Source organism: Alteromonas sp. V450 (assembly GCF_001885075.1).
In the GTDB taxonomy this organism is placed as follows: Bacteria; Pseudomonadota; Gammaproteobacteria; order Enterobacterales; family Alteromonadaceae; genus Alteromonas.
The window spans coordinates 1,304,490-1,325,128 of record NZ_MODU01000004.1; the positions used below are offsets into that span (position 1 = coordinate 1,304,490).

At 43.0% G+C, this 20,639-nt stretch carries 17 protein-coding genes; 8 read left to right on the plus strand and 9 right to left on the minus strand.

The window, feature by feature from the left end; genetic code table 11:
• Nucleotides 1-180: 180 nt before the first annotated feature.
• On the plus strand, nt 181-2,496 hold the full coding sequence (locus BK026_RS05735; RefSeq protein WP_071814969.1) for a TonB-dependent receptor: 2,316 nt from the start codon (nt 181-183) through the stop codon (nt 2,494-2,496).
• Nucleotides 2,497-2,621: 125 nt separating this feature from the next.
• Here the strand turns inward: BK026_RS05735 and BK026_RS05740 are convergent, their stop codons facing one another.
• The 4 genes from BK026_RS05740 to BK026_RS05755 all read right to left on the minus strand — a co-directional run bounded on the left by BK026_RS05740 (nt 2,622) and on the right by BK026_RS05755 (nt 9,705).
• The gene (locus tag BK026_RS05740) at nt 2,622-2,981 is read right to left on the minus strand and encodes a hypothetical protein (RefSeq protein ID WP_071814970.1); all 360 of its coding nucleotides are present in this window, start codon (nt 2,979-2,981) and stop codon (nt 2,622-2,624) included.
• 146 nt (nt 2,982-3,127) lie between these two features.
• Entirely contained in the window at nt 3,128-5,293 is a 2,166-nt protein-coding gene (locus BK026_RS05745; RefSeq protein ID WP_071814971.1) for a prolyl oligopeptidase family protein, read from the minus strand.
• Nucleotides 5,294-5,323: 30 nt separating this feature from the next.
• Nucleotides 5,324-8,476, minus strand: a complete 3,153-nt coding sequence (locus BK026_RS05750) for an efflux RND transporter permease subunit (protein WP_071814972.1) — start codon at nt 8,474-8,476, stop codon at nt 5,324-5,326.
• Complete coding sequence (locus BK026_RS05755) at nt 8,473-9,705, minus strand: efflux RND transporter periplasmic adaptor subunit (RefSeq protein ID WP_071814973.1); 1,233 nt, start codon at nt 9,703-9,705, stop codon at nt 8,473-8,475. Before BK026_RS05755 ends, BK026_RS05750 begins: the two co-directional genes overlap by 4 nt.
• Nucleotides 9,706-10,067: 362 nt before the next feature.
• Between BK026_RS05755 and BK026_RS05760 the strand changes: the two genes are divergently transcribed.
• Nucleotides 10,068-10,376 (plus strand): isoamylase early set domain-containing protein, encoded by a 309-nt coding sequence (locus BK026_RS05760; protein WP_071814974.1) that lies wholly within the window; start codon nt 10,068-10,070, stop codon nt 10,374-10,376.
• Nucleotides 10,377-10,482: 106 nt separating this feature from the next.
• Here BK026_RS05760 and BK026_RS05765 read toward each other — a convergent pair whose 3' ends face one another.
• Both BK026_RS05765 and BK026_RS05770 read right to left on the minus strand, forming a co-directional pair.
• Nucleotides 10,483-11,409 (minus strand): electron transfer flavoprotein subunit alpha/FixB family protein, encoded by a 927-nt coding sequence (locus BK026_RS05765; protein ID WP_071814975.1) that lies wholly within the window; start codon nt 11,407-11,409, stop codon nt 10,483-10,485.
• A complete protein-coding gene (locus BK026_RS05770; protein WP_071814976.1) occupies nt 11,406-12,158 on the minus strand; it encodes an electron transfer flavoprotein subunit beta/FixA family protein in 753 nt (250 codons plus the stop codon). Before BK026_RS05770 ends, BK026_RS05765 begins: the two co-directional genes overlap by 4 nt.
• Before the next feature lie 370 nt (nt 12,159-12,528).
• Here BK026_RS05770 and BK026_RS05775 point away from each other — a divergent pair, with 370 nt between their 5' ends.
• The 5 genes from BK026_RS05775 to fldA all read left to right on the plus strand — a co-directional run bounded on the left by BK026_RS05775 (nt 12,529) and on the right by fldA (nt 16,398).
• Nucleotides 12,529-14,178, plus strand: a complete 1,650-nt coding sequence (locus BK026_RS05775; protein WP_071814977.1) for an electron transfer flavoprotein-ubiquinone oxidoreductase — start codon at nt 12,529-12,531, stop codon at nt 14,176-14,178.
• Nucleotides 14,179-14,296: 118 nt separating this feature from the next.
• Nucleotides 14,297-14,695, plus strand: a complete 399-nt coding sequence (locus tag BK026_RS05780; protein ID WP_071814978.1) for an H-NS family nucleoid-associated regulatory protein — start codon at nt 14,297-14,299, stop codon at nt 14,693-14,695.
• A 12-nt stretch (nt 14,696-14,707) separates the two neighbouring features.
• Nucleotides 14,708-15,484 (plus strand): alpha/beta fold hydrolase, encoded by a 777-nt coding sequence (locus tag BK026_RS05785; RefSeq protein WP_071814979.1) that lies wholly within the window; start codon nt 14,708-14,710, stop codon nt 15,482-15,484.
• 144 nt (nt 15,485-15,628) lie between these two features.
• The gene (locus BK026_RS05790; RefSeq protein WP_071814980.1) at nt 15,629-15,847 is read left to right on the plus strand and encodes a DUF2788 domain-containing protein; all 219 of its coding nucleotides are present in this window, start codon (nt 15,629-15,631) and stop codon (nt 15,845-15,847) included.
• A 26-nt stretch (nt 15,848-15,873) separates the two neighbouring features.
• Nucleotides 15,874-16,398 (plus strand): flavodoxin FldA, encoded by a 525-nt coding sequence (gene fldA / locus BK026_RS05795; protein WP_071814981.1) that lies wholly within the window; start codon nt 15,874-15,876, stop codon nt 16,396-16,398.
• A gap of 50 nt (nt 16,399-16,448) precedes the next feature.
• Here the strand turns inward: fldA and BK026_RS05800 are convergent, their stop codons facing one another.
• Nucleotides 16,449-18,455, minus strand: a complete 2,007-nt coding sequence (locus BK026_RS05800; protein WP_071814982.1) for a methyl-accepting chemotaxis protein — start codon at nt 18,453-18,455, stop codon at nt 16,449-16,451.
• Between the two features lie 310 nt (nt 18,456-18,765).
• Here BK026_RS05800 and fur point away from each other — a divergent pair, with 310 nt between their 5' ends.
• Nucleotides 18,766-19,194: a ferric iron uptake transcriptional regulator gene (gene fur, locus BK026_RS05805; protein ID WP_071814983.1), complete on the plus strand. Its 429-nt coding sequence runs from the start codon at nt 18,766-18,768 to the stop codon at nt 19,192-19,194.
• 63 nt (nt 19,195-19,257) lie between these two features.
• Here the strand turns inward: fur and BK026_RS05810 are convergent, their stop codons facing one another.
• Together BK026_RS05810 and BK026_RS05815 are read right to left on the minus strand one after the other, a co-directional pair.
• Nucleotides 19,258-20,190: an IS3 family transposase gene (locus tag BK026_RS05810; RefSeq protein ID WP_143142090.1), complete on the minus strand. Its 933-nt coding sequence runs from the start codon at nt 20,188-20,190 to the stop codon at nt 19,258-19,260.
• Nucleotides 20,100-20,600, minus strand: coding sequence for a transposase (locus tag BK026_RS05815; RefSeq protein WP_071817512.1), 501 nt, complete (start codon nt 20,598-20,600; stop codon nt 20,100-20,102). The genes BK026_RS05810 and BK026_RS05815 overlap by 91 nt, the downstream gene beginning before the upstream one ends.
• Between the last annotated feature and the right edge of the window lie 39 nt (nt 20,601-20,639).

Below are 20,639 nucleotides of genomic sequence, written 5' to 3' on the forward strand. Positions count from 1 at the left end.
ATACTTGCATTCGTTCTATTCTTTTATTTTCAGCAGGTTAAGTGAATACAAATAAAAACTGTAACAAATTTGAAGTTTTTAAATTTAACTTTGTGTAAAATGTCGCGCCAAGCATAGATCGTCAAATTTTATGCCTAAAACACTACAAAAGTATAAATTTACAATCATCTTGGTGAAAACATGAGAACTTATAAAATTGCTTCACTAGCGCTTGCAGTTAGTGCAGCGTTCAGCTCATCCGTTCTTGCACAAGAGGCCGCTACGACAGAAAAAAAAGAAGCCTCTCTCGAACAAATTACTGTAACCGCACAAAAACGAACGCAATCTATTCAAGAAGTCCCTATTTCTGTTGCTACGCTCAGCGGTGAAAAATTTGAAAGCCTTTTTTCTGGTGGCGAAGACATTCTCGCTTTGGCTGTTCGCGTACCAGGTCTTTACGCAGAATCATCAAATGGACGTGTAGCGCCGCGCTTCTATATCAGAGGCTTGGGCAACACTGATTTCGATCTAGCGGCATCACAGCCTGTTTCTATTATCATGGACGAAGTGGTAATGGAAAACGTGGTACTAAAAAGCTTCCCTCTTTTCGACGTACAGCAAGTTGAAGTTTTACGTGGCCCTCAGGGCACGTTATTTGGCCGAAATACCACTGCGGGTATTATTAAATTCGATACAGTTAAACCAACTCAGGATGTTGAAGGCTATGCGAAAGCAGGCTTCGGCTCTTACGGCACCATGAATTTTGAAGGTGCTATTAGTGGTGGACTGACTGATGAACTGTCTGCTCGTCTATCGGTACTATCTCAAGAGCGCGACGACTACATTGATAATGCTTTCACAGGACAAAATGACGCTATCGGTGGCTATGACGAAAAAGCATACCGCTTGCAGCTACTTTGGGAGCCTTCAGCTGATTTCTCTGCATTACTTAATGTTCATGGTCGTGACCTAGAGGGCACCGCATCAATCTTTAGAGCGAATATCTTCGACAAAGGTAGCAACAAACTGAACGCGAATTATGATCGCACAACAGTGTTTTACGATGGTGACCTTGGCAACAACGGTATCGATAACAATCCTCAAGAATATGACGGATTTGGAACGTCTTTAAAACTTGAGTATGACATGGATGACGTAACCTTCACCTCCATTTCAGCACTTGAAACAGCCGAAGGTTCTAGCTTAGGTGATATCGATGGCGGTTTTTTAGTAGACGTTGATTTTGATGGTGTTGCAGAAGAGACAGGGCCAGGCTTTATTCCTTTTGGCGCAGTGACACAAGACCGCCTTAACGACCTTGAGCAATATACACAAGAGTTCCGATTTGCTAGTAACACTACCGATGCGCTTAACTGGCAGGTAGGTGCTTTCTATTACGATGCATCGTTCAACGTTACTAGTATTGACGGGCTGTTCGGCGCAAGCACCGTGTTTCATGAAAACCAAACGTGGGCCCTATTTGGTCAAAGCTCATATCAGGTAAATGAAAAGCTAAATGTTACCGGTGGTATTCGCTACACACACGACTCAAAAAGCCTTGTTGTGGGTGATCAAAATGTTAACGGTCCATGCTTAACACTAGACTTCAACAATGACGGAATAAAAGAGTGTCAAATTCAAGACTATGACGATATCAGCGTAGATGATGGTCAATACAGTTTTGAGTTAAGCGCAAACTATCGCGTTACAGACGACATGTCAGTATTCGCGCGTTATGCAAATGGTTTCCGCGCACAAACTATTCAAGGCCGTGATGTCGCCTTTGAAGGTGCGCCATCAGTTGCCGATGCAGAAACAATCAATTCATTCGAACTTGGTATTAAGTCAGATCTCCTTGACGATACTCTACGCCTAAATGCAGCGGCGTTCTTCTACACTGTAGACGATATGCAATTCTCAGCTATTGGCGGCGGTAACAACTTTACATCGTTAGTAAATGCAGACAAAGGCGAAGCGTACGGATTTGAGGTGGATGCACAGTGGCTAGCTACAGATGAGCTTACGTTTACTGCAGGCTATAGCTATAACCATACTGAAATTAAAGATGATACGTTAACAGTTTCGCCATGTGGTACTAACCCTACCTTCAATTCTACAGGCAACTGTACAGTGACCGACCCTCGCCCAGACGGATTCGTCGCATCTATTGACGGTAACCCCTTCCCGCAGGCGCCAGAGTCAATCTTCAACTTCACGGCTCGTTACACCATTCCTATGGGTGATGACGGTGAGTTCTTCGTGTTTACCGATTGGGCATTCCAAGGCGAGACAAACATCTTCTTATACGAAGCTGTAGAGTTTACTACCGACGATAACTTTGAAGGTGGCTTACGCATCGGCTACGAAAACTTCGCCCACAACTACACTGTAGCGTTATTTGGCCGTAATATTACAGACGAAGATAACGTAAAAGGTGCTATCGATTTCAATAACCTTACAGGTATTGTAAACGAGCCTCGTATTTGGGGTGTTGAATTTAAGTACACGTATTACTAATCGAGAAACCGACAATATCATTTAAGATACTGTTGATATAAACCGGTTAAATAAGTAGAAGCGGTAACGTTTAAAAGCGATACCGCTTTTTTGTAACTAAAGCGCCCCTTGATAGAGGCTGCTTTTTAGGCTGCTAAATTAAAGTTGGTAACACTGTGCTTTTGTACTAACACTTGCAGTTTCCGGCATACATTAACCCACCTTACTACGCGCTGATAATATACCTGCTCCACAAGCTGCCCTTTTGCATCAAACAAAAAACTCGCCAGCCTGTTTTTAGTACCCGGCATATAAAAGTGATGAACCGTAAAAAAATGAGACATCGGCGCATTCATTATTTTTTGATACATACAAAAAGGTAGCGAATTTGCTCGCTCATCACCACCTGGTAAACGCGCACGACGTTGAAAATCGTCAAAGCCTGATTCAGTCAAAATGCCATGCTTTGATAAAAGTTCGTCTACTGCTTTTACACCTGTTTGCATATTTACACTCCTAGCTGGACATGCCGAAGATAAGATTTATTTTAAACCATACTGATATTTATACAGTATATTGTCATTTGTTTAAAATGCAAACAAAAAAGCCGCTAAAAATAGCGGCTTTGCAAAATTAGTGCTTAAGTACAGGATTAATCGAGTGCTGCCTCAAGGAAAGCCCATTGGTCGGCATATCCTTCTATGCGCATCCAAGTTGGGGTGCCTGCACCGTGCCCTGCTCTCGTTTCCACGCGTAGAAGAATCGGATTATCACAGCCTTGGTCGGCTTGTAACTGTGCAGCAAACTTATAACTGTGCCATGGCACAACTCGGTCGTCATGATCACCTGTAGTTACCAATGTTGCAGGGTAACATTTACCCGCTTGAGTATTGTGTAAAGGTGAGTAAGCATACAATGCCTCAAACTCATCCTTATTCTCACTCAGTCCATAATCTGACGACCACGCACGCGCATTTGCACTGGGCGTGTGATAACGCAACATGTCAAGCACGCCTACCGCTGGCAATGCCGCACCAAATAAGTCTGGGCGCTGTGTTAATGAAGCAGCGACAAGCAAACCGCCATTTGAGCCACCTTGGATCCCAAGTTTTTGTGACGACGTGTAGCCTTTGTCAATTAAAAATTCCGCTCCGCTAATAAAATCATCGAAAACGTTTTGCTTACGGAGTTTTGTTCCTGCTGCATGCCATTGCTGACCGTATTCACCACCACCGCGTAAATTGGCAATCGCCAGAACATTTCCCTGCTCAAGCCAAACCATCCGTGAAACCGAATAACTCGGAGTAAGTGAAATATTAAAGCCGCCATAGCCATACAACAATGCTTTATTGCTACCGTCTAGCGTTAACCCTTTTTTATGCACAATGAACATCGGGATTTTTGTACCATCTTTACTCTGGTAAAAAACCTGTTTGGTGATGTAATCCGCATAATCTACACCGGTATCAATAGTCTTGAACAGGGTGGACTGACCGCTCTCAACATCGTAAGCATACACTTGTCCTGGGTTAGTGAACCCTGTCAATTTGTAGAAGGTCGTATCGCTGTCGGCGCTGCCGTAAAAACCACTTACGTTACCGATGTCGGAAAATGCGATGTCGTCGACTTTGGTACCATCTAAGTCAAAAACACTCACTTGCGCTTTTACATCTTTTAAATATTGCGCAAACAGTTTTTCGCCCATTAGCGACACATTTCTTAAGGTTTCTTGCTTACTTTCAATTACGGTGGTGGTTTTTTTAACCTCAGCATCAAAACGAACCTTTATCACCTTTCCGGTGGGCGCATTTGCTGTGGATGTAAAAAACAAATCGTTTTCTTGCTCTCCTACCAGATCGTAACGACCGTCCCAACGGTCAAATATAGGAACGATTTCTGCGTTCGCCTCAGTCAACGATTTCGCATACACGCCATTGGCTTGGTAACCTTCAAATACCGATATAAGTAACGTCTTGCCGTCCTGGATCACCGACGGATAAGGATTCCACGTTGGTTTGTCGTCAAACGAAAATACGTGAGTATCCTCGCTTTGCAGCGTGCCTAGTTTATGAAAATAGATGGAAACACTTTGGCTGTCATCGTAGCCCGCCTCACCATTCTCAGGATACCGAGAATAGAAAAAGCCTGTTTCATCGGGAAGCCATGCAATATTTGAAAACTTCACTCCCTTGATAATATCAGGCAAATCGCTTTTGGTAGCGGTATTTCTAACATGTATTGTCTTCCAGTCAGTGCCGCCATCTGAGAGCATATAAGCAAGGTAAGATGCCTCAGGGCTGACTTCACTCGACGCTAACGAAACCGTTCCATCGTCGCTCAACGTATTTGGATCTATTAGTACTTCTGGTTCAGCGTTAATACTGTCGGCGATGTAAAGAACATATTGATTTTGCAAGCCATCGTTATAGCTGTAGAACAATTTATCGTTAACCATATACGGCGTTGAGTACTTTTCATAATCCCAAAGCTCAGTTAATCGGGTTTTATATTGCTCTCGCGTATCAAGCGTACTGAGATAAGGGCGTGCTAATGCGTTTTGCTCACCAACCCATGATTTCACTTGCTCAGATTTTTCGTCTTCTAACCAACGGTATGGATCAGCGACTTTAGTACCATGATAATCGTCAACGTGGTCCACTTTTTTAGTCGTTGGATACCCCGTTAATATTGGCAATGCTGCACTATCTTGTTGCATGCTAGTTTGTGAAGCACTAGGTACAGACTCATTATTTGCACATGCCAATATTAGCCCCGTTGCAGCAGCACACACTGCCCCCTTCAACAATGTCTTTTTCATAACTATTCCTTTAAAGGTAAAACGTATTTGCTAACCAGCATTTTCAGCTTCAGTATTGCCAGCCGCTTGGCTGTTTTTTCTGCCCTTGAGCACATTTTTTAAATCATTAAGGATCAAATACAATGCTGGAACTAATAACAGAGTAATCACTGTCGCAAATAAAATGCCGAAAGCGAGTGATATCGCCATAGGAATTACAATTTGCGCTTGTAGACTTCGTTCAAAGACAATTGGCATAAGGCCCATAAAGGTAGTCAATGAAGTAAGGATAATTGCCCTAAATCGTTGCGTGCCGGCACTAATCGCCGCTTCCATGAGTGATAAGCCTTCTTTTCTTGCACGGTTGACAAAGTCCACCATAATCAGACTGTCATTCACCACAACACCAGAGAGCGCTATAATGCCACAAATAGATAACACACTTACGGCCATTCCAAGGACCCAGTGACCTACAATGGCGCCTACGATACCAAAAGGAATGACTGACATAATTATCAAAGGTTGACTATATGAACGCAGCGGTATCGCTAACAAGGCATAGATTGCAAACAGCGCAAAGAAAAAGCCTTGAAGCAAGCTAAAAGTAGCATCATCTTGCTCTTTCGCATTTCCCTGCAGTTGGAACTCAACATTAGGATATCGCTCAAGCAATGTAGGCATCACATTATCGATTATCTCGCCGGTTATCTCAGAGGGATCCATGACGGCTTTATCAACAACACCTGTTACCGTAACTGAACGCTTACCGTCTACGCGAATAATTGAGTCAAAACCCTTTCCGATGACGAAGGTTGCCACTTCCTCGAACGGCACGTCCTGTCCGTTAGGTGCTCGAACCCTCATGTTCTCTAGGTGTTCTATTGAACTGCGCTCGGTTTTCGGATATCTCACCATCACGCGAATTTCTTCATCGTCACGCTGTATACGCTGCACCTCTGCGCCGTAAAACCCAAAACGTACCTGCTGTCCAAGCTGCTGCAGCGTGATGCCCAACGCATCGGCTTGCGGTTTTAGGGCCAGCTGTATTTCTTCACTACCACCAGAAAAGGTATCATTAATATCTGTTACACCCTCGTAAGTATCCAGGGCGTCTTTCAATTCTTCGCTTACCGCGCGAAGTGCAACAATATCACCCGAGCTAAACACAAAGCTCAAATCCGAACCACCACCTGGGCCGCCTGGAGAGTTTATGTTGAAAGACTTTACACCAGGTATTTCGGGCAGTTCTTCTCGCCACATTTCTTGTACTTCAAAATCAGTCAATGCACGCGTTTCGCCTTTCGTGAGTTCAGCGAAAATCTCACCGCCTAAGTTGCCGTTATCAAATGCGATAGCGTGCTTTATAACGCCCTCGCCTGTATCAGCCGCCACCCTCTCATCCATTCTGCGCATTGCTTCGCGCAATGTGGTTAATACTTTATCTCGTTGCTCGAGAGAAGATCCTGGTTCTAGCTCAAAGCTCGCCACCATAAAGTCGCTCGGAATGCTCGGGAAAAACACAAACCTCACAATGCCACCACCAAACAACCCTATGGTTAATATAAGCATAGCGAGGAATACCGCTACGGTGGTATAGCGGTTACGAATGGCTTTTGCTAAAAATGGCGCATACTTAGTATTGATAAAACGTTTTATGCCTTCGCTGAAAAAATCGCGAAACTTTTGAAAGCCGTTAGCCTTTTCAGGGTCGTATGGCTTGAGTTTCATGTGCACTAAATGTGCCGGCAGGATCAGTTTGGACTCAATTAATGAGAAAACTAAGCAAACAATTACAACCACGCCAATAGTTTTCCACACAACGCCGAACGGCCCTGAAACCATTAACATTGGTGAGAATGCTGCTATCGTTGTTAGCACCCCAAACGTGGCGGGCATGGCTACTTTTTTTACGCCTGCAATAACATTGTCGGCACTATGCCCCTTCTTATCGATTTCCGAATATGCTGATTCCCCCATGATAATGGCATCGTCAACCACTATCCCTAGTACCAATATAAACGCGAAAAGCGACAACATGTTGATGGAAACACCAACCATGTCTAGCGGCATAACTAATAGTGTCCCCAGAAAACAAACCGGTAATCCTACAATGACCCAAAAGGCGAGCTTAATTTTTAAAAATAGTGACAACACAAAGAACACGAGTAACGCGCCGAAAAACATATTTTCAAGCATCATGTTAAGGCGGTCAGCTAGATAAAACGAGCTGTCTCCCCATGTATCTACACTAATATGCGCTGGAAATTCGCTTCTATTGTTTTCAACATAGTTGTTTACCTGCTCGGAAATCTCTAGCGCGTTCTGATCGCCCACAGCTTGCACACGCAAGCTTACTGCAGGTTTACCATCAAACAAGGCATACTGGTTGTTCTCAATAAAACCATCGTTGATATAAGCCACGTCGCCTAACGTTACGCGAGTGCCATTGGCATTGGTAAGTAAAACAATTTGCGAGTAATCCCAACCGGTATAAGCCTGCCCCTTTGTGCGCAGTAGAATGTCGCCATTTTCAGTTCTTATGGATCCACCAGGTAAGTCAATACTTGTCTGGCTAAGGCGGGAAACCACATCGGCAAAAGTAAGGTTGTATTTTTGAAGGTCAACTTCGGAAAGTTCTACCGAGATTTCATAGTCTCGAGCACCAACAACTTGTACGCTTGAGATACCAGATAAGTTAGCGATGTCATCACGTAACGCCTTCGCAAACTCTTTTAACTCGCGTTCTGTTGCGTCACCATAGACCGAAAGCCAGATAACGTCTTGTTGCATTTTTTGTCGATATACAACCGGTTTTTCTGTGTCGCCAGGAAACGTTGGTATGGCGTCAACTTGTACTTTTACCTCATCAAGCAAAGACTGAACATCGTAGTCTTCTTCCACCTGAATGCTAACTGTTCCCATACCTTCAACAGCGGTAGAATTAATTTGCTTTATACCATCAAGGTCTTTTATCGCCTCTTCTACCTTAAGTAGAACACCCTCTTCAACTTCCTGAGGTGCTGCTCCTAGGTAAGGCACTCGCACATTTATGACATCAAATTCAAAATTAGGGAAAACTTGTTTTTGGATACTAAATGCGCCGAATATGCCACCAACTATTAAAAGCCACATTAATAAATTAGCAGCGACATTATTGCGTGCAAACCAAGCAATTAAGCCTCTTTGTGTATCAGTGCGACTCATTGTTCGCCTCCAGTTGAAGCTTCACTGACAACAGCGCCTTCGTCATTGGTATTGTCTTCACTGTCTTTAGAAGAAATCGGAGCATCACCAGGCAATCGGACCTTCATGCCATTAAACGGGTTGGGAACCGCACTTGTAACAACAAGGGTGCCTTCATCAAGTCCGCCGCGAAGATACACTTTACTGGCAGTTGTGCGCGCTACTTCTACATCCTTTATTTCAATTTCACGCTCATCGTTAACTGTTAGCACAGTATTATCTAGTCGAAGATTGTTACGCGGTATAACAAACATTTTTTCAGTTTGACGAGACGTTATCTCAGCTTCGACAAACTGACCAAACCTTAAAGGTGCACTATGCGATGCTTGAAGGTTGTACGGATCCTCGACTTCGACAACAGCATAAATAACACGACTTTGGGTGTCTAATACCCCTTCTGAACGGATAAGCGTGCCTTGCCATGTTCGTTTTACGCCTCCAACATTTGCACTAAGCGCAACAGGTGCACCTTGCTTTGATTGTCCAGCGATGTCTACAAACATTAAATCGCTGTCTGTAATCGGAAGCCTCACTTCTGCCGTGTCCGTTGAGTATAGCGTTCCTAAAGTTGCGCCTGTCGTTACGAACTGGCCTAAATCAATGTTACGTTCAACCACGATGCCGTTGTAGGGCGCCTTAATTTGCGTTCGAGATAAATTCCGCTTGGCGCGTTCTAGTTTTGCCTCTGCAGCTTTAACATTTGCCTGCTCTTTGGCTAGCTGAGGTTTTCGCAGTCCTAATTCTGGTGGCGCGACGTTTCTAACGGATAGCCACTCCTGTTCTGCAACTTTTCCTCTTGCAATCTCTTCTTGCAACGCGGCTTGCGCTTGCGCGAGTTCGGCTTCGGCTAGTTTTAAATCGGTTCTGTAGTCATCTTGCTCGAGCGTCGCCAGAATTTCACCTTTTTTAAACGTACCACCAGCGATAAATGCGTCAGATAAACTGACCAATTGCCCACTTACCTGAGAACTCAGTGCTGTGCTATTTTTCGGTACGACATTGCCTTGTGATTTAACAACGAAGCTTACCTCTTCAGCTTTTATGGGCTTAGCATCAACCAAAAATGCGGGGACCTCTACCGGGAGCTGTTCAGGCGGTTTGCGTGATTTGATCATCACAGCAGCAGCGACGAAAGCGACGATAATAATCAGTAACGGGAGGCCACTCTTAACCAATATGGAGTTTTTCATTTACTTTCCCTGGAACAGCGTGACAGTAGAATTTGGACGCATAGATACAGAAGCGATCCAAATCATTGCCAAGCAAAAATTGTAGTTGTTATGTTCGTTATTTTATCGATTTTTATTCATTGAAGCGCTAAGAAGTTTGTTAGATTTTGTGAATGATATGTCATTCATCGCGACTTAACGTTCGGTTAACCTAATATAAAAAAATACCAAGAAATTACCAACTTAAGTTTGCCAAATGATTGCTTTTCGATGATTATTTAAACACCTTTAATAAAAAAGGTAATCAATTCGCAGTAGCCGCAAGCGGTTTAGTTGATTTTGTTCGTTCTGTTTTCAAGTCACATTGATGAATGGGAATACTCATGAGCCTCAAGAAGCAATATTTAAAGTCTAAACCTTTGTGTAAAGTCACATTTCGCCTTAATGCAGAAGCAGCGAAAGATGCGCAAAAAGCAGAATTATGTGGCGATTTTACTGACTGGAAATCACAGTCCCTCGATATGAAAAAATTGAAAAACGGTGATTTCACACTCACCGTAAACCTCGAAAAAGATCGCGACTATCAGTTTCGTTATCTTTTAGATGGAGAGAATTGGGAAAACGATTGGGAGGCTGATGCGTACATGCCATCTTTTGTAAGCGTAGAGGAGAACTCTGTCGTTCGCGTATAGAATATAACGCTACCACAATTTCGCTTAAGAATGCATTCATCCTGCTAAACGAAAAAAGGCTGCTTTAAACAGCAGCCTTTTAATTTCGATACGATTAGCGACGCAATTAAAGCGAGCCTTCCAGTTCTGGAAGTACATCGAACAAGTCGCCTACTAGCCCGTAGTCTGCTACCTGGAAGATTGGTGCTTCTTCATCTTTGTTGATAGCAACAATAACTTTAGAATCTTTCATACCTGCAAGGTGTTGAATAGCGCCCGAAATACCTACAGCAATGTAGAGTTGAGGCGCAACAATTTTACCGGTTTGACCGACTTGCATGTCATTCGGAACGAAGCCTGCGTCTACAGCAGCGCGAGACGCACCAATTGCAGCACCTAACTTATCTGCAATACCTTCAAGAAGCTTGAAGTTGTCGCCATTTTGCATACCGCGGCCACCCGAAATAACCACTTCCGCCGCCGTTAGTTCAGGACGTTCTGACTCGGTAAGTTCAGCCGATACGAAGTCAGACTTATCACTACCTTTCACAACATCTACAGAAGCAACCTCTGCACTGCCGCCCGTTGATGCAGCGTCAAATGATGCGGCACGAACTGTTATCACTTTTTTCGCATCAGATGATTGTACAGTAGCGATAGCGTTACCCGCGTAAATTGGGCGAACAAAAGTATCTTCACTCTCAACGCCAATGATATCAGAGATTTGAGCAACGTCTAAAAGCGCAGCTACGCGAGGCATGAAGTTTTTGCCGGTAGTGGTTGCTGCAGCAACAACATGGCTGTAATCGCCAGCAAGTTCTACCACTAGGTCAGCCGTATTCTCAGCAAGCTGGTGCTTGTACGCAGCGTTATCGGCAACCAATACTTTTGAAACACCGTCAATTTGAGATGCTGCTTCAACTACCGCTTGGCAACCTTCACCGGCTACAAGTACGTGGATATCACCGCCCATTTTCTGTGCGGCATTTACAAGCTTGTGCGTTTCTGTCTTTAAGCTTGTATTATCGTGTTCTGCATATACAAGTACGCTCATGAGATCACCTTTGCTTCATTTTTTAACTTGTCTACCAGTTCAGCAACGTCTGCCACTTTGATGCCACCCTCGCGCTGAGGTGGTGGGGTGACTTTTAGCACTTTTACGTTCGATTCTAATGAAACACCAAAATCTGCCGCTGCTTTTACATCGAGCGGCTTGCGTTTGGCTTTCATGATATTTGGTAATGATGCATAGCGCGGCTCGTTTAGGCGAAGGTCTGTGGTCACTACTGCCGGAAGCGTCAGAGCAACGGTTTGAAGACCACCATCGATTTCACGAGTTACATTTACTTTTTCGCCGTCTACGACTACTTCTGATGCAAATGTTCCTTGCGGCATGCCGGTTAACGCAGCAAGCATCTGACCCGTTTGGTTATTGTCAGAGTCAATGCTTTGCTTACCAAGGATAACTAGCTGAGGTTGCTCTTCTTCGACAACTTTAGATAGAAGCTTCGCCACTTGAAGCGAATCAAGATTTTGGTCGGTATCAATTTGAATACCGCGGTCGGCCCCCAAGGCAAGTGCAGTTCGTATTTGTTCTTGGCAGCTTTTATCACCAATTGAAACAACAACGATTTCTGTGGCTACGCCTTTTTCTTTAAGACGCACGGCTTCTTCAACCGCAATTTCACAAAAAGGGTTAATCGCCATTTTCGCGTTAGTAAGGTCTACGCCTGTCTCATCGGCCTTTACTCTTACCTTAACGTTGTAATCGATCGCGCGTTTGACCGGTACAAGTATCTTCATATTTACCTCAATTGTTGAGTTCGTCGGTGACTATTACGTTTCATTAATAATTAACTATTAAAAATTAAAAACGTATTACTTCACCACGCTTTTAGAAACTTTAACAATGTACTCTACGTTAAAAATATGCCGTGGAACGTACGTTTTCTATAGGCTAGCCTCAAAACGACGTTAACACCACGTTTACGAGCGTATATAATGCATCGTCAGTTAACGTTAACGTAAATTGCCCTGCAATGTACTTACTGTTGACGTAAACGTCAACCTGCATTACCTTGCAGGTCGACAATTAATTTACATGTTTTTGACACAAAGCATTATTTGTTTCATCTATAGTGCATTATAAAAATATCAACAAAAGGAGCCTCCCGTGGAACGAGAATCGATGGAGTTTGACGTAGTCATCGTCGGTGCCGGCCCAGCTGGATTATCAACCGCGTGCAAGCTGATGCAGCTTGCGAATGAAAAAGACCAAGAACTAATGGTTTGTGTGGTCGAAAAAGGCTCCGAAGTAGGTGCGCATATCTTATCAGGTGCCGTATTCGAACCTCGCGCTATGAATGAACTGTTTCCCGATTGGAAGGAGAAAGGCGCACCACTTAACACACCCGTTACCGAAGACCATATTTATCTGCTAAAAGACGAGGCTTCATCGAAGAAATTACCTAATGGTATTACGCCAAAAACCATGCATAACGACGGTAATTATATTGTGTCGATGGGCAACGTGTGTCGATGGTTAGCCGAACAAGCAGAGCAGCTAGGTGTAGAAGTATTTCCTGGCTTTGCAGCGTCTGATGTTATTTACAATGAGGATGGTAGCGTTGGCGGCGTGCTTACCGGCGACATGGGTGTGGGCGAAAATGGCGAGCCAAAAGATGGTTACATGCCGGGGATGGAGCTTCGTGCAAAATACACCGTTTTTGCGGAAGGGTGCCGTGGCCACTTAGGCAAAGAATTGATCTCTCATTTCAAACTTGATGCAGACAGCTCGCCGCAACACTATGCTATTGGCTTTAAAGAAATCTGGGATATCGACCCTGCGAAACATCAGCCGGGTCTTGTAGTACATAGCGCAGGCTGGCCGTTAGATGACGCCACCGGAGGAAGCTATCTTTACCACGCCGAGGACAATCAAGTTTTCGTCGGGCTCATTGTTGACTTAAATTATGACAACCCTTATTTGAGCCCATTTGATGAGTTCCAACGTCTTAAGCATCACCCTGTATTTAAACAATACCTTGAAGGTGGAAAGCGCGTCTCTTACGGAGCCCGAGCTATTGCCAAAGGTGGTTTCAACTCCCTCCCTAAAATGACGTTTCCAGGTGGGTTATTAGTTGGATGCGACGCGGGCACGCTTAACTTTGCTAAAATCAAAGGCAATCACACTGCAATGAAATCTGGAATGCTTGCTGCAGAAAGCATTTTTGAGGCCTTATCGGAAAATGCAGAAGCACCAACGAAAGAATTAACGAGCTTTACTGAGAAATTTAAATCGTCTTGGTTATTTGATGAGTTATTCCGCTCTCGCAATTTTGGCCCTGCTATTCACAAACTAGGTAATTTCTGGGGCGGAGCGTTTAATACGCTAGAACAAAACTTCTTTAATGGTAATTTGTTTTTTACTTTGAAAGATGAACACAAAGACTACGCACAGTTAAAAGAAGCGAAAAATGCCAAAGAAATTAACTATGCAAAGCCAGACGGCGTTTTAAGCTTCGACAAATTATCTTCTGTATTCTTATCAAATACGAATCATGAAGAAGATCAGCCTTGTCATCTGCAGTTAAAGGACCCGTCAATACCGCTACAAGTGAATCTACCCAAGTATGCCGAGCCAGCGCAGCGTTATTGCCCAGCTGGCGTTTACGAGGTAATTGAAGAGGAAGGTGAGAAGCGCTTCCAAATTAATGCGCAAAACTGTGTTCATTGTAAAACGTGCGATATTAAAGACCCTAGCCAAAACATTCGCTGGGTTGTACCCGAAGGGGCTGGTGGTCCGAATTATCCAAATATGTAAATTACAGAAAACGTTATTAAACGTATAAATTTCAAAAGCGGGCGTTGCCCGCTTTTTTTTTATGCTAAGTTTAATTATTATGCCATCAAAATTCAGTACACGTATTTAAGGTTATATTATGAGCGAATTTACAGATATTTTAACTCATGGAAGACGTTTGCAAGGTGCTGTAAAGGAATTAAGCATTGAAGAACTCGAAACAGTGGTAGAAAAACTAACTAACATTGTCGAAAAACGAAAAGAAAAAATGCTTGAAGAAGAGAAAGCTAAAAAAGAAAAGTTAGAAAAATTAGCAGCAATTAAAAAACAAATGGAAGATGCCGGTCTAGAAATAGAAGATTTTAAGGCATTAAATACAGAAGCTACAAAGAAAACGGGAAAAAAGCGCCCTGTAAAATACAAGCTCGTAGATGAAAATGGTGAAGAGCATCTATGGACTGGCATCGGTCGCATGCCTCGAGTTTACAAAGATGCGCTTGACGGCGGCAAAACGCTCGATTCGTTTGCCATCAAATAAAGCGGATCGAATGTGCAGTTAAATTATACATTATCAGAAACCGACTTATCGAAGCCATGGCTCGTACTTATTCATGGTCTGTTCGGTAGTGCAGACAACCTTTCAATTGTCAAAAGGCATTTTGAACCTCGCTTCAACATACTAAGCGTCGATTTACCTGATCACGGCGAATCACCGTGGACGGAAGCGTTTGATATTAGCAGTGCTGCAAACTCAGTGTTTAATATTTTACAGTCTTTAGACATCAAAAAAACGGCGATTTTGGGGCACTCTCTAGGCGGCAAGGTGGCCATGAGACTGGCGTTATCTCACAGCGAAGCTATTACCCACTTAATCGTGGCAGATATCGCCCCATCCGCTTACAACCATAGCCACCAAACGGTGTTCGATGGGCTAAATGCGGTACCACTCGATAGTATAAATAGCAGAAAAGAAGCCGACGCCATTATGGCGGAACATATAAGAGAAGCCGGTGTTCGGCAATTTTTGCTCAAAAGTCTATTTAAAAACGATGACGGCAATTGGGCATGGCGATTTAATATTAAAGGCCTCATGAAAAGTTATGAGCATATTATTGACTGGGAAACAACAGACCAAACCTTTACGGGTATTACGTTGTTTATTAAAGGCGCTGAATCAGACTACATTACGTCGGCCAACCGTCAAGACATTGCCAAATACTTTCCCAATGCCAAAGCTCATATTATTGAAGGTACGGGACACTGGCTTCACGCCGAAAAGCCCCGCGCTTTCAATTCGGTGGTAGAACGTACGTTAACCACAGAATAAGTAAAGCAGGCGAGACAAGCTTGTGAAACACCCACATTGTCTCGTTTTAAGACATTAACAATTACATTATTTTGAACGTTTAGGACTCTGACACACGTATATACTGTGTTATAGTTGCGCCAGAATTATTTAAGTAACAAAACTATGCTTGCAGAAAACTACGAACTCTTTGAAACCATTATGCTATACGGCGGATTGTCGATACTGTTTGTACTAATGGGTTTTGCGGTTCACGACGTTCTGAAAAAGAATGACGTACCGTTCATTGGGCGTGTGGTGACGTATGGTGTACTTGGGTTAGGCGCGCTTGGCTTCCTAGCTAAAGGCATTATCGAATGGTTCTGGTTAAGCACAGGCGTTTAGTACATAACGATTTATAGAGGTTTTATATGGCAAGCGTTGGCCTATTTTTCGGAAGTGACACGGGTAACACCGAACATGTTGCGAAAATGATCCAAAAGGAATTGGGTAAACAGCTAATTGATGTAAAAGACATTGCCAAGAGCAGTAAAGAAGACATCGCAGAGTTTGATTTGCTTATCTTTGGAATACCTACCTGGTACTACGGAGAAGCACAATGCGATTGGGATGACTTTTTCCCTGAGCTTGAACAAATAGATTTTGATGACAAACTTGTTGCTATTTTCGGCTGTGGCGATCAAGAAGACTATGCTGAGTACTTCCTTGACGCAATGGGCATGGTGCGCGACATAGTTGAAGCAAAAGGTGCTATTTTGGTGGGCCAGTGGTCAACAGAAGGTTACGATTTTGAGGCATCTAAGGGTATGGCAGACGACAATCATTTCGTTGGCCTAGGCATTGATGAAGATCGCCAACCTGAGTTAACAGAATCGCGCGTTAAAGCATGGTGTAAACAGATACACGATGAACTTTGCTTAGCTGAATTAGCATAAATAAAAAAGCCGCTGACGTAAGCGGCTTTTTTTTCTCATAAATTTACTAGCTATAACTGAAAACGTTCTACTGCCTTCCTCAGGCTTTCTGTTTGCGCATCAAGCATCATTGTAGATTCATTAGACTGCCTAGTACTTTGTGCACTCGCGTCTGCCAACCCAACTATTTTATTGAGGCTTTCAGCGACATCGCCTAATAAAATATCTTGTTGCTGTGTATCAGAAACAATAAGTTCATTGATATCGCTTAACCGCTGAATAATTGTGCGAACATCATCAACCTGCTTTGCAACTTGTTGCGTTATCTCAACGCCCTCTTGCGCTTGTTCTCTACCAGACTTTATAGCGCCAACGGCTTCTGCGGCATCTTTTTGTAAATTACCAATCATTTGTTCAATCTCTTCCGTTGAGTCATGTGTCCTGTTGGCCAACGTGCGCACTTCGTCGGCAACAACCGCAAACCCCCTTCCCTGTTCACCGGCTCGCGCTGCTTCAATTGCCGCATTCAATGCTAATAAATTTGTTTGCTCTGCTATCGTTTTGATGACGTCTAGAATACTCCCAATGTTACGGGAGTTATCTTCTAGCCTACCGATGATTTGCGCCGACGTGTCAGCCTGTTTTGCTTGGCTATTCACTTGTTGTCGATTGCGCTCTACCAGTTGCCCTATATCTGTACTTCGCTGAGTAACATCCCTAAGAGACTCCATCGCATCATTTATCTGCGCAAGGTTGCTTCTACTTTTGTCTTGGACATCTTTGGTATTGCTTGACGTGATAGTGACGAGTTCTTGTTGTTTATCAACCTCTGCCAAGCTTTTATTGCCGAGCTCTACACTTTCCTTTGTGATTTCTATAAGGCGTTTTTCTTGTTCAAGAATATTGCCGACCAATTCACGTAAACTATCAGTAAGGCTATTCACTTTTCCCGACAGCGCAGAAAATTCATCATTTCCTTCTTCAGGCAGCTTCGTGCTCAAGTCGCCTTTACTCAACAAACTTAGCCCTTTATTGATACGCCCAAGCGGTTTTGAAATGCTGCGCGTCACAATGACCGCCAAAAATATCGCTGCAACAAGTCCTAATACAGCAACAATCATATTTCTGACCAAATTAGCTTGAACCGACTCTAAAATGGCGTTTTGCCCCTGGAGCGATTGTAGTTGCACCGTTTCAAACAAAGAATTAATGTCCTCTAACGCCGTTTGCAATGCGCTGTTTGCCGCGTTTCTTGCATTTGAAGCTTGAGCGATAAAGTCGAGCTTTTCATTTTGTAGTGCGACTAACCCAGCGCTTCCATTAATTGCCTCAATCAACAAATCGTATTGCTCGTTAAATGCGCTCACTGTACCGCCGTCATCTACGCCAACCGCAAGTCGATTTACGTAGTCTTTATCAACTTGAAGATTGCTGATTTGGTATGAAAGATCTTCGACAATATTATCTGTTTGTGTCTTGTCATTAGACGCCGCCAACTCAATAAATGAATCGTTCATTGTAAGGAGTTTATTGTCGATAGCGGTTCCAGCGCCAATCAGTGTTTCGATGCTTGGGTCACTACCTTCTAGGTATGACAAATCAAGCATAAGCGCACTTGCCTCATCGGCAATAAGCAATACGCTTTCTAATTTGGCTTGTAAGGATGTCTCAACCGACATTCTGCTTTTGATAGCGTTATACATCGCATTGCTGTTATCAACATACGACGTGCTTACCTCGATAGCGTTAAGCGCTGTTTTATTATTAGGGATGTGTGACTTTAGCGTGGATAAATCGTCGCGAAAAATCGCAGATAATGAATCAAAATTACCTTTATTCGATGAAAGCGCCTGTTCATCTTCAACGTGGTAGCCATTGGCGGTAATGACAGATAAAGACAGGATCTCTGTTTTCACTTTAACCATACTAGTTTGTACTGGCATTTTTTGTTCTACGACATCTCGAGCCGAGTCTTTGATACTGCTTAGGCCAAAGTAAGAGAGGACACTTGTAAGTAATAGCAAACAGCCAAATAGCCCGAAGCCTAACGTGATTTTATTTATTATTGTCAACTGCATGAGACATCCACCAAAAACATGCTAAAAACCAATTAGTTTTATCGACCTAATCCCAGTTTAGTTTAACAGAATGTTAATACAATACTTCATTAGTTTTATTTATCCCATTTATTCTTAACTATTTTTCAAAACGCGGATCCGATTAATTCATTGTTTGAAGACAAACAAACAACTTGTCCATTTCATCCGCTTAACGTGTGCGCGAATTTTAGACGAGGGGGAACAAGAATCCACGGTTTTACTTTTAAATTGTGTCAACTTACCTATAATAGCCAGCAAATGAATATTTAATCGTTCTCAGTAGGTCGCAATGGATCAAAATAAAGAATTGAAAAAAGCAGGGCTGAAAGTCACTCTGCCTCGCCTTAAAATTTTACAAATTTTGCAAGAGCCAGAAAACCAGCATATTAGTGCTGAGGACGTGTACAAGATCCTTATTGAACAAGGCGAAGAAATCGGTCTTGCTACTGTATACCGCGTCCTAAACCAATTCGATGATGCAGGCATTCTAAACCGCCATCATTTCGAAGGTGGAAAATCTGTTTTTGAAATCAGCCATAAAGATCACCACGACCACCTTGTATGTTTAAAGTGTGGCAAAGTGATTGAGTTTGAAGATGAAATCATCGAAGAACGCCAAGAGATGATTGCAAAGCAACACAAGATGAAATTGACGCATCACAGTCTTTACCTATACGGTGAATGTACAGACGGTAACTGCGACAACTTACCTGAATAAGAAACATATAATTACAGCAAAAGGCCCGCATCATGAAGTGACCCCATAAAGTTGGACTCATTTCTAAGCAGCAACTAAGGCCTGATTTCGATACTGTATCGGACTCAGGCCTTTTAGTTTCAGCTTAATACGTTCATTGTTGTAATAGTCGATGTATTCTTTGATGTTTTCAATGAGTTCATTTGCGTCCTTGAACGTCTCATTGTGATACATCTCAGTTTTTAATATGCCGAAGAAGTTCTCGGCAACGGCATTGTCTAAGCAGTTTCCTTTTCTGGACATACTCTGAAGCAGTCCATGTTCTTTAATATGCTGTTGGTATCGTTTGTTTTGATATTGCCAACCTTGGTCGGAGTGTATGAGCGGTCTCTCATGCTTCAGTAGCTTTGCTGTTGCGGCTTTAAGCATATCAGTGACTAAAGGTAACGTTACAGATGTCCGTACCTCATAGCTGACCACTTCTTGGTTAAACAGGTCTATTATCGGCGACAGATATACCTTCTGGCCATTGACCTTAAATTCAGTGACATCGGTCACCCATTTTTGATTAGGCTTCTTTGCCGTAAATTCACGTTGAAGAACATTTTCAGCGATTCTACCGACTTCACCTGTGTAAGACTTGTAGCGTTTAGGTCTGACTTTTGATTTCAAACCAAGCTCGCCCATCAAGCGCTGTACACGCTTATGGTTAACCACTAAGCCCGCACCTCTTAGCGCACAAGTAATCCTACGATAGCCGTATCGCCCTTTATGCTTGTGATAGATATCACGTATTTTTACGCGTAAGTCAGCATTGGAACAAGGCCGATTCAGTGTATTACGATGGTAGTAATAAACGCTCTTGGGAAGCCCTGTGACCTTTAATAAGTGTTGTAAGCTGTATTTTGCCTTGAGCTCTTCGACAACTATCGTTTTGTCTTTGTTTTTTTCTTTCTGGCTTGAGCCAAGGCTTCTAACTTTTTTAAGACTGCGTTCTCTGCACGTAGATAATCCAATTCTTCTCTGAGTTCTTTTTCAGTCATCTCAGATGACGGTTTAGGAGTAGAAGAATGATTAATCACGCGAGGCCTACCTATTTTTTGTGGTTTTAGACGGGTTATACCTTCGTGAGCATAAAGCTTTTGCCATTGAAATAAAATACCAGGGGATGATAAGTCGAAATAGGCACTGGTATAAGTAAGAGACCAATTATGCACTGACATAGTTTTAAGCACATGAATTTTAAATTCGAAAGAGTAAGGACGTTGCTTGTGAGTAAAACTCTCAGCGCCATTGATGCGATAAACTTGAGACCAATAACGAATAAGGTTAGGCCGTACTTCAAACTTTGGGCCTAAGGTCCCTGAACTCTCTTCTTGCGCTAGTCGCGCTAGTTTTAACTTAAATGCTTTGTGATATTTGGACATAAAAAGACCCCCAGTAATTGGATTGTCCAACTATTGGGG

What these genes read in the sequence shown, in the direction of transcription:
- BK026_RS05735 (WP_071814969.1), top strand. Translation starts at nt 181, where the DNA reads ATGAGAACTTATAAAATTGCTTCACTAGCGCTTGCAGTTAGTGCAGCG.
- BK026_RS05740 (WP_071814970.1), bottom strand. Translation starts at nt 2,981, where the DNA reads ATGCAAACAGGTGTAAAAGCAGTAGACGAACTTTTATCAAAGCATGGC.
- BK026_RS05745 (WP_071814971.1), bottom strand. Translation starts at nt 5,293, where the DNA reads ATGAAAAAGACATTGTTGAAGGGGGCAGTGTGTGCTGCTGCAACGGGG.
- BK026_RS05750 (WP_071814972.1), bottom strand. Translation starts at nt 8,476, where the DNA reads ATGAGTCGCACTGATACACAAAGAGGCTTAATTGCTTGGTTTGCACGC.
- BK026_RS05755 (WP_071814973.1), bottom strand. Translation starts at nt 9,705, where the DNA reads ATGAAAAACTCCATATTGGTTAAGAGTGGCCTCCCGTTACTGATTATT.
- BK026_RS05760 (WP_071814974.1), top strand. Translation starts at nt 10,068, where the DNA reads ATGAGCCTCAAGAAGCAATATTTAAAGTCTAAACCTTTGTGTAAAGTC.
- BK026_RS05765 (WP_071814975.1), bottom strand. Translation starts at nt 11,409, where the DNA reads ATGAGCGTACTTGTATATGCAGAACACGATAATACAAGCTTAAAGACA.
- BK026_RS05770 (WP_071814976.1), bottom strand. Translation starts at nt 12,158, where the DNA reads ATGAAGATACTTGTACCGGTCAAACGCGCGATCGATTACAACGTTAAG.
- BK026_RS05780 (WP_071814978.1), top strand. Translation starts at nt 14,297, where the DNA reads ATGAGCGAATTTACAGATATTTTAACTCATGGAAGACGTTTGCAAGGT.
- BK026_RS05790 (WP_071814980.1), top strand. Translation starts at nt 15,629, where the DNA reads ATGCTTGCAGAAAACTACGAACTCTTTGAAACCATTATGCTATACGGC.
- fldA (WP_071814981.1), top strand. Translation starts at nt 15,874, where the DNA reads ATGGCAAGCGTTGGCCTATTTTTCGGAAGTGACACGGGTAACACCGAA.
- BK026_RS05800 (WP_071814982.1), bottom strand. Translation starts at nt 18,455, where the DNA reads ATGCAGTTGACAATAATAAATAAAATCACGTTAGGCTTCGGGCTATTT.
- fur (WP_071814983.1), top strand. Translation starts at nt 18,766, where the DNA reads ATGGATCAAAATAAAGAATTGAAAAAAGCAGGGCTGAAAGTCACTCTG.
- BK026_RS05815 (WP_071817512.1), bottom strand. Translation starts at nt 20,600, where the DNA reads ATGTCCAAATATCACAAAGCATTTAAGTTAAAACTAGCGCGACTAGCG.